Source organism: Paenibacillus alkalitolerans (assembly GCF_016482785.1).
In the GTDB taxonomy this organism is placed as follows: Bacteria; Bacillota; Bacilli; order Paenibacillales; family YIM-B00363; genus Paenibacillus_AE; species Paenibacillus_AE alkalitolerans.
Map to the genome: position 1 here is coordinate 206,005 of NZ_JAEMXM010000005.1, position 12,122 is coordinate 218,126.

Consider the following 12,122-nt stretch of genomic DNA (forward strand, 5'->3'; position numbering starts at 1 on the left):
AAAGCGTACACAAATAAACCGTTTACATGGAGGGGCAAAATGAAAAAGAGCATCGCAAGCGGCATCATTTCTATCGTCCTCATTCTTGGCATACTTGCCGGTTGTGCGGGAGGCGGAGATGCCGGAGCGCCGGCGGAAGATACTCCTGCAACGGGCGAACAGCCGGCATCGGAGCAGCCGAAGGCGGAAGAACCGGCGGCGGAGCAGGTGACGATCAAGTTCCATACGCACGGCACGGAACTGCAGTACAATTGGGCAGCGACGATCGCCGCTTTCGAAGAGGCACACCCGGACATCAAGGTGGAGCTTGTGCCCTTGAGCGAGAAGGGCGACACGCAGGAGGCGACGCAGAAGCTCGACTTGGCGGCGGGATCCGGCGGACAGCTGGACGTGCTCATGTTCAGCGACCCGGCTTCCTACGCGCAGCGCGTCGGTCTCGGCATGGTGGCGCCGATCGATTCCTTCATCGAAGCGGAAGGGTACACCGTCAATGAAGAGTATAAGGTCGATACGCTCATGGACGGCAAATATTACGCGCTGCCGGGCAAGTTCAATCCGTGGTACGTCATGCTGAACAAGGATCACTTGGACGCGGCGGGGCTTGAGGTGCCGACGGACTGGACGTGGGATGAGTTTGCGGAATACGCCAAGAAGCTCACGACCGGCGAAGGCGCGTCGAAGCGTTACGGCACGTACTTCCACGGACCGCAAAACGGCGGCTGGATGGAATTCCTGAGACTCGCGCTCGCCAATAAAGCGGAAAACACGGATTTCCTGAAAGCCGACGGCACTTCGAATTTGGACGATCCGATGTTCAAACGTACACTCGAGCTTCGCCTGCAGATGGAGCGTACGGATAAATCCGCGACGCCGTATGCGGATATGCTGTCGCAGAAGCTGCATTACCGGACGCAATTTTTCAATCAATCGGCGAGCATGGTGCTCATCGGCAGCTGGATGAACAGCGAGCTCGGCGGCACGGAACAACACCCGCTGAATTTCAACGTCGCGATCGCTCCGTACCCGAAGAACAGCGAATCCGACACGATCGGATATACGCCGGTAACGACCGACTTCATGGCCGTCGCCGCAAAATCGGAGCATAAGGAAGAAGCGTACAAATTCATCCGCTGGTATACGACGGAAGGCTTGGCGAAGTACGGCCGTAACGTTCCGTCTTGGACTAAAGTATCGGCCGGCGATTTGGAGAAAATCATCGATTCGATCCTAAGCGGCACGAAGTCGCCGGAGAAAGTCGACAAAGCGTCGCTTATCAACGTGTTGTCGACCTCCAAATCGGGCAAGATCATCCCGCCTGTCACGTATCAAGCGGAAATCTACAAAGCTCTCAACCAAGAATACGAGCTTATGATTTTGGGCTCGCAAGATTTGGATACGACGTTGAAAAACATGCAAGCAGCCGTACAAAGCATTATCGACAATAACAAATGATACGGATATGATAGAAAGAAAAGAGGCGGCGCGTTATTCCGCCTCTTTTTTCTCCGTAAGCGGGAGGAGGGGAACGGATGCGGGAAAGATGGAAGCGATGGGCGTTGGAAGGATCGTTTCGCCACAAGCTCATCATTGCGTCGATTGCTTGTCTGTTGATCCCGACGCTCATTACGCTGTCCGTTTCGAATGTGCTGACGCGCGATGCCGTGAAGGAGCAGGCCGTGGCAAACGCGCAGGATCAGCTTAAGCTTGTGGACGGCAATGTGTCCGGTTTGTTCAAGTACATGCTTTATATATCGAATTATATATTGGTGGAGCCCGAAATGAGGGTCATCTTGCAAGAGCAGGCCAAGGGGAAGCAGTATACGGGGGAAAACTCGGAATATCGCGAATTCGCCGACAAGTATTATACGATTACGAACAAGATCGACAACATATCGATCGTCGGAGAGAAGACGTACGTCACCATTCTTTTGCCTAACGGAAGATTCTTTATCAACTATATGGTGGAGGAATACGATCCGCGCCTGTTGTTTCAAGAGAGCTGGTTTAAGGAGCTGGACCGACTGCAGGGGATGGATACGTACTGGGTCGAATCGCATCCGTCGCAATATCTCTACGAAAAGACGATCGGAAGGCATCAAATTTCGGTCGCGCGCACGCTACGGTGGCCGAACAAGCAAATATACGCTTACGTCATAGTGACGGTAACGGAGAACCAGATTCGTTCGATCTTTGAGCGGATGGCGTCCGGTCAAGAAATTATGCTTGTTGACGGGAATAATCGAATTCAATCCCATGTAGACACGAGCCGGATAGGTGAGGAGCTTCCATACCTTGCGAGTGCTGACGGAGACTATGGCATTGTCCGGCTCGACGGCGAGGACTACTTGGTTACCAGTCAGCCGACATCAGTGCAAGGTTGGAAACTGGTTCTTCTAACTCCCTATAAGGATGCGATCTCGAAGATCAACCAAATATTCGAAAATGTCTTTGTCTATCAAATCGCGATATTCGCAGTCTTTCTTGTCCTCTTGATTTGGTTGATCCGGATGTTTACGAAACCGCTCGTAAGACTAGGAAAGCTGGCGCATACGGTGCAGCGGGGCAATTTGGAGGTACGCTCTCACATCAGGGGCAGCGACGAAATCGGCCGGCTCGGAAGCTCGTTCGATCAGATGCTGGACCGCATCAAACAGATGATCGCGGAAATAACTGCGGAGCAGTCGCGCAAGCGCAAGGCGGAATTGGCGATGCTGCAGGCGCAAATCAACCCGCATTTCCTGTTTAACGTGCTCAATTCGATTCGGATGAAAGTGCTTCGCAAGGGAGACAAGGAAAGCGCCGAGATGATCTCGTCGTTGTCCAGGCTGCTCCGCATGACCATCGACCGGGACGAGGAGACGATCACGCTCCATGAGGAAGTGAGCACGGCGATGGACTATATGAATTTGATGAACATGCGTCAGAAGGAGAAGGTGCTGCTGGCGATCGACATATCGTCGGAAGCGATGCTCGCGCGGGTTCCCCGATTTTTTCTGCAGCCCGTCATCGAGAACGCTTTGATTCACGCATTGCATCAGCGGTCCGGGACGGTTCGGGTGACGGCGGCGGTAGAGGAGCAGTCTGTTTTGAAGCTTGCCGTCCGGGACGACGGAACCGGAATGAACGAAAGGGCATTGTCGCAGCTGAGGAACCGCATAAGCTCGGCTGAGAGCGGCAGGGAACAGGAAGAACCGCGTTCGGGCGGCTTCTCGGGCATCGGCCTTGCCAATGTGTACGAACGGATGCGCATGAGGTTCGGCGAAGCGTTCGTGATGAGCATAGACAGCAAAGAAGGGCACGGGACCGTCGTTACGATGCTTATACCGATCAAGGAGGTGCTCAAGCCGGATGTACAAAGTAATGTTGGTTGACGACGATTATCCGGTGTTGGAGCTGTTGTCCGAAGCGATTCCTTGGAACTCGCTCGGCCTTCGCTTGGAAGGTGCGTACGAGAACGGGCTGGCTGCGCTTGAGGCCGCGGAGCGGTCCATGCCGGACATCGTCATTACGGATATCGGAATGCCGAAGATCGACGGACTGGAGCTTGTCCGCCGGTTGAAGGAGCGCAAGCCGGACCTGCGCGCCGCCATCTTGTCCTGCCACAGCGAATTTCAGTATGCGCAGCAAGCGATGAAGCTGCAGGTGCAGGATTATATTGTGAAGGATACGTTGGATCCGGACGATTTGCAGCAGGTGCTCATCCGCTTCTCGGACAGCTTGGAGCAGGAGCGGCGGCTGAACGTTGAGCGGCACCGGCTGCGGCAGATGGCGGACCGTTCGCGTGAAGCGATGAAGGAGAAGTGGATTCAGAGCGCGGTGCAGATGCCGCTGCTGCAAGCCGGCGGCTGGAAGGAGGAACTCGAAGCGTTCGGTTTGCCGACGGACGGGCGGACGGTGCTTCCCGTTGTCGGCTTCATCGACGACTACCGGTCCGCGAAGCGGCGGTTTCTCTCGGACGACACGCTTCGTTTCGCGGTTTCGAACGTAATCGAGGAAGTCGTCCGAGAAAGTTCCGCAGAAGCGGTGCTGTTTCCGTACAGCGGCAAGGAATGGGTTGTGCTCCATTCGTTTCGGCCGACATTGACGGTGAACGGATACGATGTCGTACGGCAGCTGCTCGAACGGATTCAATCGGCGCTGCGCCGGACGCTTAAGCTGTCGATGTCGTTCGTCATCGGTGAGATGTCCGGAGCTCCGGAGCAATTGAAGCAAGGGCTTGTCCGATTGTTGGCGGGGACGGGACAGCGGTTTTATATGGAGCGCGGCGAGATTGCGGCGTTTCGCCATGCCGCCGGCGCTTCCGGCGATCTGTTTGCCTTCTACGACCAAGCGAGCGAGTGTTTTCGCGAGTGCATCATGAAGCGGGATGCGTCGCAAGCGAAAGCCAAGGCCGAGGAGTGGACGCGCTTCCTCCGAATGTCCGGCTACGCCTCCGAAACCGTGAAAGATTGGTCGCTGAAGCTGCTGCTCGACATTCGCCTCAAACATTACTCTCTCTATAGTTTCCGGGCGTCGTATTCCGCGGAGAGCTTGAACAAGGAAGTGTCAGAGATCGGCTCGCTATACGAGCTGAGGGATTGGCTGACCGAGCATCTGTTAAGCGCCGTTTCCGCCGAGGAAACGCGGGTGCGGACGCAGCGCAAGGAAGTGCTCGACGCGTGCCAATACGTTTCCGCGAACCTCGATCAGCGGATCGGGCTGGAGGAGGTCGCCGAATACCTGCATCTGAATGCAAGCTATTTCAGCAGGCTGTTCAAGAAGGAAAGAGGGGAGACGTTCATCGAATACGTCATCCGGACGAAGATGGAACGCGCGAAGGAGCTGCTCGATCAAACCGCGCATCCCGTAGCCAAAATTTGCGAGATGCTCGGTTACGACAACCAAAGCTACTTCATTAAACTGTTCAAAGGCTGCACCGGCGTCACCCCGAACGATTATCGGAACCGAGGCGCATGACCGACATATATAGTGACGAATCATTATACGAAAGGGTGTAATATATGGCGCAACAACCGGATTGGGTGAAAGAGGCTTGGAACAAAACCGCAGAAAAAGTGTCGAAAACGAGCCGCCGCATAGGATCTGGTTTTCCGCACGCCAGCGTGAACGGCAAGTATGTGCTGGAGCCGGCTCATTGGTGGACGGCGGGCTTTTGGCCGGGATTGCTTTGGTTGGTCTACAGAGATACGAAAGACACCGCGTTAAAAACGATTGCGGAAGAGTGCGAAGCGAAGCTGGACCAGGTGATTGCGGACTATTACCGCCTTGACCACGATATCGGCTTTATGTGGACGTTGACCAGCGTCGCACGGTATAAGCTGTTGGGCGAAGAAGAGTCCAAACGACGCGCATTGCTGGCCGCCAATTTGTTAAGCGCCCGGTTTAATATTAAGGGCCGCTATATCCGGGCATGGAATCCTTGGAGGCCGGGCGAAGACAACTCGGGTTGGGCGATTATCGACTGCATGATGAATTTGCCGCTTCTTTATTGGGCTTCCTCGGTTACGGGGGATCCGCGGTTCAAACATATCGCCGTCGAGCACTCGGATACGGTGCTGACGCACTTCATCCGCCCCGACGGTTCGGTGAACCATATCGTCGTCTTCGATCCGGCGACTGGAGAGAAGATCGGGGTGAACGGAGGACAAGGCTACTCGGCGGAATCGGCATGGTCGCGAGGCGCGGCGTGGGCATTGTACGGCATGGCTTTAGGCTATAAGTACACCGGTGAAGAACGGTATTTGCAGGCTGCCAAACAAGTCGCCCATTTCTTTATCGCCAATCTTCCGGAGGACTTCGTTCCGCATTGGGATTTCCGCCTTCCGCCGGATGTGGAGAAATACCGCGATTCTTCCGCAGGCGCGTGCGCGGCATGCGGCTTGCTGCTGCTGTCAAAGCAAGTGGCGGACGCGGAGTCGGCTTTGTATCGTCAAGCGGGCGAGCGAATGCTGCACTCCTTGTACTCGAATTACGGAGCTTGGGACCGGGAGGATGAAGAAGGGCTGATCCTGCATGGAACGAGCCATTATCCGGAGCGCAGAAATATCGATGTCCCGCTTATCTACGGGGACTATTACTTCGCGGAAGGGATCGCGCAATTGCTGGGTCATGACGGGCTGTTTTAGATGAATTGTCCTTTTGTGACCGTGTAAGCGAAGATTTTTCGGCTACAGCGCTTGAATCTGGCTTTGTCGACTGTGTAAGCGAAAATACGCTCGAGTATGTAATCGATTTGATCCGCGAACGGGTCTCCGAGCCGCCGCACATACGGGAGCTTGCATCCAGAGCAGGTTTAAGCGAAAGGCAGTTTCGGCGAAGGTTCTCCGCGCGGACCGGAATGAACTATATCGAGTTCCTGCAAGAGCAGCGGATAGCGTTGTGCTGCAATTTGCTGGTTTCGACGAACGAAAAGGTTACGTTGATCGCCCGAAAGGCCGGGTACCAAGACATCAAGTTTTTCAATCGGCTGTTTAAGAAGAAAACCGGCATGACGCCGAAGCAATTCCGAAGCGCCGGAAAATAAATTCATTTCATGACGTTTCGCATTAAAAGAGTAATCCTTCATTGACATACGGTAACCAAATAGTTAATATACAAATGAATAGTTACCTATGTATTTTTTCAGATGGAGGAGCCGATTATGAGTTTATCGAGTTATTTCGGGAAGATGAGAGGCGGGGGAAGGAGTCCCTTAAAAGCGGTCCCGCTTAATGCGCTTCATGGATTCATCGGTGGCGTCATTTCCATCGGAGCCCTGGCTTGGTTAACGCACAATACGGGCTCGCTGTGGCTGATGGCCCCTTTCGGAGCAAGCTGCGTGCTGGCGTTCGGTCTGTGGGATGCGCCGCTATCCCAGCCGAGAAACATCGTCGGCGGCCATGTGGTATCCACTTTCGTCGGGCTGCTGTTTTACCACCTCTTCGGGAACGGCATTTGGGCGGTAGCGCTTGCCGTCGGAGCGGCGATTGCGGCGATGATTCTTACGAGGACGACACATCCGCCCGCTGGGGCGGATCCGATCGTTGTCATGCTGGAAGGCAGCGCATGGTCGTTCCTCATGTTCCCCGTCTTGGCGGGCGCCTTCGTTATCGCGGCACTCGCTCTACTGATCAATAATTTGGATAAGAACCGCAAATACCCGACCTTCTGGTATTAATCGGGCAACAAGCAAGAAAAGTCATCCTTCCGGGTGACTTTTCTTCATTATTTATTTTCGAAGGCAAAATCGGCCAACAGTTTCTCACTGCTCTTCTCCAACAACAGGGGGTAATGAACTGCTTTATCGGGCGCCAACGCTTTTACATCTTCGAAAACAGCCGTCGAGGCAAATATTTTATCGGATTCTTTCAAAACTTTTTGCAATTGTTCCATGTCGTTTGTGCCGGCGATGACCGGATCGATGTGTTTGATCCCGGCGTCTTTTGCCCTTTCAGCCATCCATTGGCCGCCTTTTTGCCCCAGGCAGACAAAACCTACTTTTGTGCCCGGCGACAATTTGGCGATATCCAACAAGAGCGAAAAATCGATCGTTGCGCCGATGGTAATGATGTTCTTCTTTGTGCCTACGAGATCTTTCACTTCGTCGATATGGTTAAGAGTCGTGACGACGGCATCCGCTCCGCTAAGCGCCTCATCGAGCTTTGTTCCTCCGGATCCATGAATGTCCTCGAGGAACAAACTCGTAACGGAAGCCCCGGTATATTTTTCGATTTCATTGCGGTAAAAGATATGGTCATGCTCTTTGCACTCGATAAACAACACTTTGAGTTTCCCGATCGCCTTATTTCCGAACAGTTGAACGAATGCCATACCGGCCGTTGCCAACTCTTCCAAATCGAAGTGCTGTTCTTCGGCTTCCGCAACCATCTTCTCCAATAATTTGTACATGGGCTTACGCTTGTTGACCAAGTCAATCACTATGGCATTATCGAGAACATCAGTACCGCGCCCTTTCTGAATGCCCACAATTCCCTCGTCGCGAAGCTGCGTATAAACGAGATTGACCGTATTTCGGTTTACGTTAAGGGTATCGGCCAGCTGCTGCGCCGGAGGGAGCATTTCGCCCGGTTTTATTTTGCCTGTGCCGATCAGCCATTTCAGTTGTTCTTTGATTTGTGTATTCATCGAAAATGTGAGATGAGGGTCGGCTTTTAAAAACAACTCTTTATCAGGCTTCATAATTCATCCCCTCTGATCGCTTGATTGAACATGTTCCGGTTGAAGCTTTTCTTAAAGTTCTAGTCGGTTATTTATATTATACCTATGTAAACGGAATTTTAAATCATAAAATGCTATTTTTTTGTTGGATAAATTGACATTTAATATCATAATGAATATCATTATAAATGAATAGACAACTAGTAATATAGTGCTGTTGTCCGAAGGGGGTGTGGCGATGGGTGCCAAGTGGTGCGGATTTCTCTAAGAAGGTATGCGCAGCGCACTAATGATCAATCTTTTGAACTACATATTACCTTCGAGGTCGGAAAAAATGGCGAATAAATATGTGATTATTATTCAAGCGGGGCAGCAAGACGTTGGACGCGCAGTACACGGATTGCTTTACGGACAAGAGCTTCATGAAGCCGGGTATTCGGTTGACGTGTCTTTCGACGGTGCTGGCACGATTTGGGTTAAAGAACTTGAGAAGCCGGCTCATCCGTTTAACCCGGTATTCAAACAAGCGATGAAGTCCGGGATCGTAAAAGGCGGCTGCCAGGCTTGCTCCGGATTTTTCGAGGTGGAAGAAGAGGTAAAGAAAGCTGGTGTTTCTTTGGTCGGATCTGAAGCGTCCGGGGGGCATCTTCCATTTGCTCAATATATCAAGGACGGGTATTTCCCGATTATCCTTTAATCGACGATGAAGTCGGTCCGAATAATTGACAGCCGCCCGAAACCCGGGCGGCTGTCGCCGTTTACGATATTATTTCGGATTGAACGGTGAGGAGTTAATATATTTCCACTTCTTTGCCGATGCGGAAACCGTTTCGATAAGCTTCGCAGGTTCAAAAACTACCAACCTTTCAGCCCCGGGGAACCCGCCGAACAAGCTCGGGTCCCATTCAATTCTTGCTAGCCCGGTTATTTGCAGCATATTTCCTGTTTCGAAGTCGACAAACAGCAGTCCGGTTCGCGGATTTACATGAATATTGCCCAAGGTGTTGAACATAGAGTTTCCGAAGTAGTCCGGGATCCAAAGCTCATTCCCTTTGATTCGAATGAATCCTGGTGCGCCGCCCCGGTGGGAGGCGTCCGTCTTTCCCTCGATACCGGAAGTTGCGATGAAAAATGTGTCCGCTTGCGTTATCCATTGTTTGTGCGCATCGTTTAACGAATCGTGTCGGATTACTTGAGCAATCCCATCGTCAATGGCCGGCTGCTCTCTAGCCTGGATGTATTTCGGGCAATTTCCGTACACTTGCTCCATCCTGACGTGAATGCCGCCGACTTTATCAATTGCGGCTTGGCCGTTCATTCTCATTCGCCGTCTCTTGACAAGTTCAATTGCAAGCAGCCCGATGTCCGGATTGCGATTGAGATTGTCGAAAATCACATCGTTCGTTTCCATTGGATTAATGATAATGTTTTGAGGATCCGAAACAGAAATAAATCCTGCCGGTCCGGTTAACATGGAAGCCCACAAATCACCGTCAGCGCCGGTTGACCCGGCAATGATCATGGTTTGTCGGTGCAAAAAGTCGGCCGCCGCTTTCGGTATTTCGTTGCGTACGGAGCTTGCGTTCTGCTCTGCTGCGTTCGAAGCGCCGGCTAATTGTTGGACCTCGATTTCGCCGCGATGATAAACAGATGTGTTCAAACGATCGCTTTCCATGAGACCATCTCCTTCCTTATCAAGTGATTAAATAACTAGTTATATAGTACTTATGGTAAATTTAAATGTCAATTAATGAGATTGGATTATGTGTGATGAAGTGTCTGGATAAATGTCAAGTTGGATTCCGTTTTTCGGGAATGCAAATTTGGCGTAATTGTTTTCATTAACACTTCTTGACAGTCTAAATGAGAACGGTTATCATCTGAATTGTTGACATTGAGAATCATTATCACAAGAAAGAGGTGCTGTATTTTGTCAAAGGTTAGTATCCGGGCAATGGATTCCGTCAGAGAAATAGCCGACTCCATAGTTGATTGTGTTGGGCAAACGCCGCTTGTCCGGTTAAACCGGCTTTTTGCAAACAGCGGAATAAGCGTCCTTGCCAAGCTGGAGATGATGAATCCCGGCGGCAGCATGAAGGACCGGCCGGCGCGTTACATCATAGAGCACGGATTGCGAAGCGGCGTCATCAACGCCGATACGCATCTAATCGAGAGCACTTCCGGGAATTTGGGCATCGGACTTGCAATGATGGCCAAAACTTACGGCCTGCAATTCACGTGTGTCGTCGATCCGAAAATCACCAAAACAAACTTGGAGATCATCAAGCAGTTCGGTGCGAATATCGATATGGTCACGGAACCGGACGAACAGGGAGGCTATCTCAAAACACGCATCAACCGGGTCCAAGAGCTGCTGAAGACGACTCCTAACGCGCACTGGATCAACCAGTACGGGAACGAATTGAATTGGAAAGCTCATTACTACGGCGCCGGGAGTGAAATTGTTGAACAGGTTGACGGACCGATCGATTACCTCGTATGCGCAGTGAGCACCACAGGAAGCATTCTCGGTTTTTCCCGCAAGGTGCGCGAAGCGTTCCCGAATGTCAAAGTGATTGCGGTCGATGCGGTAGGATCCGTCATCTTCGGCACGCCGGCCGGTCCAAGGGAGCTCCCGGGCATCGGCGCAAGCAGGGTTCCCGAATTGTTCACCCCGCAGGAGATTGACGAAGTCGTTCATGTCAATGATATGGAATCCGTGAAAGGTTGTCGCGAGCTGCTGGAATACGAGGGGATTTTCGCCGGAGGATCGTCGGGCTCCATCATTGCGGCCATTCGAAAGATCGTCCCGGCAATCCCGAAGTCCTCCAGAGTCGTTACGGTGCTGCCTGACCGGGGGGATCGTTATCTGGACACGGTGTACAACGAAGAATGGGTAGAAAGACTTTATATGAAAAATTCTCAAGATCATACGTTAGGGGCGTTTAATAATGAACCGAGATCATTCTATTTTATATCTGAGCAAGGAAGATATCACGGAACTGGGAGGAGCATCCTCTGATTTATATGTGAAAGCGGTCAACAGGGCATTGGAGCTTCATGCGAAACGCGATTTTGTCCAACCGCTTAAACCGTACTTGCGGGCGCACGGTGCAAACGGCCACATCGCCGACCGGATCATCGCGATGCCCGCGCATATCGGAGGGGAAACGCCGGTATCGGGAATCAAGTGGATCGGAAGCAAGCATGACAATCCCCGGGTGCACGGCAAGGAACGGGCGAGCGGTCTGATCATATTAAACGATCCGGATACGAACTATCCCATCGCCGTGATGGAAGCAAGCTTGATTAGCGGCATGCGCACCGCCGCCGTTACGGTAATAGGAGCCAGGCACTTGGCGCGCAAAGGGTTTCGCAGCGTTGCTTGCACGGGCTGCGGCATTATCGCCAAGATGCAGCTGCAGTCGCTGCTCGAGCAGTTTCCGAAGCTTACGGATATTCATCTCTTCGATTTGAACAAAGACGCGGCCGAACGGCTTGGACATGAGCTGCGGCAGCGGTTCCCCCGAATCAATGCGAAGGTCGCCGGCGATGCGGAGCCGGCCGTAAGAGAAGGGGAGGTCGTCGTCACCTGCACGGTCACGGATCAACCCTACATTCCTTACGAATGGCTGCGAAAAGGAGCGTTTGTAAGCAACATTTCCATCATGGACATACATAAAGAGGTGTTTTTAAGAGCGGACAAAGTGGTCGTTGACGACTGGGATCAATCGAACCGCGAGAAGAAGGTTATCAATCAGCTTGTGCTTGAAGGGAAGTTTTCCCGCGAACAGCTTCATGCCGAGTTGGGCGAGATTGTAACAGGGCAAAAGCCGGGGCGGGAAACGGACGAAGAGATCATTGTTCTGAATCCGATGGGAATGGCGGTGGAAGATATAGCAAGCGCGCATGAAATATATCTTCAAGCCGTCGCCGCCCGCGCGGGAACCCGATTAAGCTTGTAA

The 12,122-nt window shown here is 52.3% G+C and carries 11 protein-coding genes; 9 read left to right on the plus strand and 2 right to left on the minus strand.

Annotation, left to right across the window (positions count from 1 at the left end):
• The first annotated feature begins 39 nt into the window (after nt 1–39).
• The 6 genes from JET16_RS11020 to JET16_RS11045 all read left to right on the plus strand — a co-directional run bounded on the left by JET16_RS11020 (nt 40) and on the right by JET16_RS11045 (nt 7,156).
• Nucleotides 40–1,452: an ABC transporter substrate-binding protein gene (locus JET16_RS11020; RefSeq protein ID WP_199615893.1), complete on the plus strand. Its 1,413-nt coding sequence runs from the start codon at nt 40–42 to the stop codon at nt 1,450–1,452.
• A 77-nt stretch (nt 1,453–1,529) separates the two neighbouring features.
• On the plus strand, nt 1,530–3,371 hold the full coding sequence (locus tag JET16_RS11025; protein ID WP_199615894.1) for a cache domain-containing sensor histidine kinase: 1,842 nt from the start codon (nt 1,530–1,532) through the stop codon (nt 3,369–3,371).
• On the plus strand, nt 3,349–4,956 hold the full coding sequence (locus JET16_RS11030) for a response regulator transcription factor (RefSeq protein WP_199615895.1): 1,608 nt from the start codon (nt 3,349–3,351) through the stop codon (nt 4,954–4,956). The genes JET16_RS11025 and JET16_RS11030 overlap by 23 nt, the downstream gene beginning before the upstream one ends.
• Before the next feature lie 44 nt (nt 4,957–5,000).
• Complete coding sequence (locus JET16_RS11035) at nt 5,001–6,125, plus strand: glycoside hydrolase family 88 protein (protein WP_199615896.1); 1,125 nt, start codon at nt 5,001–5,003, stop codon at nt 6,123–6,125.
• A gap of 5 nt (nt 6,126–6,130) precedes the next feature.
• Entirely contained in the window at nt 6,131–6,523 is a 393-nt protein-coding gene (locus tag JET16_RS11040) for a helix-turn-helix domain-containing protein (protein WP_199615897.1), read from the plus strand.
• 117 nt (nt 6,524–6,640) lie between these two features.
• Entirely contained in the window at nt 6,641–7,156 is a 516-nt protein-coding gene (locus tag JET16_RS11045; RefSeq protein WP_233531389.1) for an HPP family protein, read from the plus strand.
• 47 nt (nt 7,157–7,203) lie between these two features.
• Here JET16_RS11045 and JET16_RS11050 read toward each other — a convergent pair whose 3' ends face one another.
• The gene (locus JET16_RS11050) at nt 7,204–8,178 is read right to left on the minus strand and encodes a GntR family transcriptional regulator (protein ID WP_199615899.1); all 975 of its coding nucleotides are present in this window, start codon (nt 8,176–8,178) and stop codon (nt 7,204–7,206) included.
• A gap of 313 nt (nt 8,179–8,491) precedes the next feature.
• On the opposite strand from JET16_RS11050, the gene JET16_RS11055 reads away from it, so the two are divergent.
• Nucleotides 8,492–8,854 (plus strand): DsrE family protein, encoded by a 363-nt coding sequence (locus JET16_RS11055; RefSeq protein ID WP_199615900.1) that lies wholly within the window; start codon nt 8,492–8,494, stop codon nt 8,852–8,854.
• 69 nt (nt 8,855–8,923) lie between these two features.
• On the opposite strand, the gene JET16_RS11060 is transcribed toward JET16_RS11055, so the two are convergent.
• Entirely contained in the window at nt 8,924–9,832 is a 909-nt protein-coding gene (locus JET16_RS11060) for a pyridoxamine 5'-phosphate oxidase family protein (protein ID WP_199615901.1), read from the minus strand.
• 279 nt (nt 9,833–10,111) lie between these two features.
• Between JET16_RS11060 and sbnA the strand changes: the two genes are divergently transcribed.
• Together sbnA and sbnB are read left to right on the plus strand one after the other, a co-directional pair.
• Nucleotides 10,112–11,179 carry a 2,3-diaminopropionate biosynthesis protein SbnA gene (gene sbnA / locus JET16_RS11065; RefSeq protein ID WP_199616047.1) on the plus strand — a complete coding sequence of 356 codons (1,068 nt, stop codon included), beginning with the start codon at nt 10,112–10,114 and terminating at the stop codon, nt 11,177–11,179.
• Nucleotides 11,109–12,122, plus strand: a complete 1,014-nt coding sequence (sbnB, locus tag JET16_RS11070) for a 2,3-diaminopropionate biosynthesis protein SbnB (RefSeq protein ID WP_199615902.1) — start codon at nt 11,109–11,111, stop codon at nt 12,120–12,122. Before sbnA ends, sbnB begins: the two co-directional genes overlap by 71 nt.

Excerpts from the sequence above, each read along its gene's own strand:
- JET16_RS11050 (WP_199615899.1), bottom strand. The coding sequence starts at position 8,178 with ATGAAGCCTGATAAAGAGTTGTTTTTAAAAGCCGACCCTCATCTCACA.
- JET16_RS11025 (WP_199615894.1), top strand. The coding sequence starts at position 1,530 with ATGCGGGAAAGATGGAAGCGATGGGCGTTGGAAGGATCGTTTCGCCAC.
- JET16_RS11035 (WP_199615896.1), top strand. The coding sequence starts at position 5,001 with ATGGCGCAACAACCGGATTGGGTGAAAGAGGCTTGGAACAAAACCGCA.
- JET16_RS11020 (WP_199615893.1), top strand. The coding sequence starts at position 40 with ATGAAAAAGAGCATCGCAAGCGGCATCATTTCTATCGTCCTCATTCTT.
- JET16_RS11055 (WP_199615900.1), top strand. The coding sequence starts at position 8,492 with ATGGCGAATAAATATGTGATTATTATTCAAGCGGGGCAGCAAGACGTT.
- sbnA (WP_199616047.1), top strand. The coding sequence starts at position 10,112 with ATGGATTCCGTCAGAGAAATAGCCGACTCCATAGTTGATTGTGTTGGG.
- JET16_RS11030 (WP_199615895.1), top strand. The coding sequence starts at position 3,349 with ATGTACAAAGTAATGTTGGTTGACGACGATTATCCGGTGTTGGAGCTG.
- JET16_RS11045 (WP_233531389.1), top strand. The coding sequence starts at position 6,641 with ATGAGTTTATCGAGTTATTTCGGGAAGATGAGAGGCGGGGGAAGGAGT.
- sbnB (WP_199615902.1), top strand. The coding sequence starts at position 11,109 with ATGAACCGAGATCATTCTATTTTATATCTGAGCAAGGAAGATATCACG.
- JET16_RS11060 (WP_199615901.1), bottom strand. The coding sequence starts at position 9,832 with ATGGAAAGCGATCGTTTGAACACATCTGTTTATCATCGCGGCGAAATC.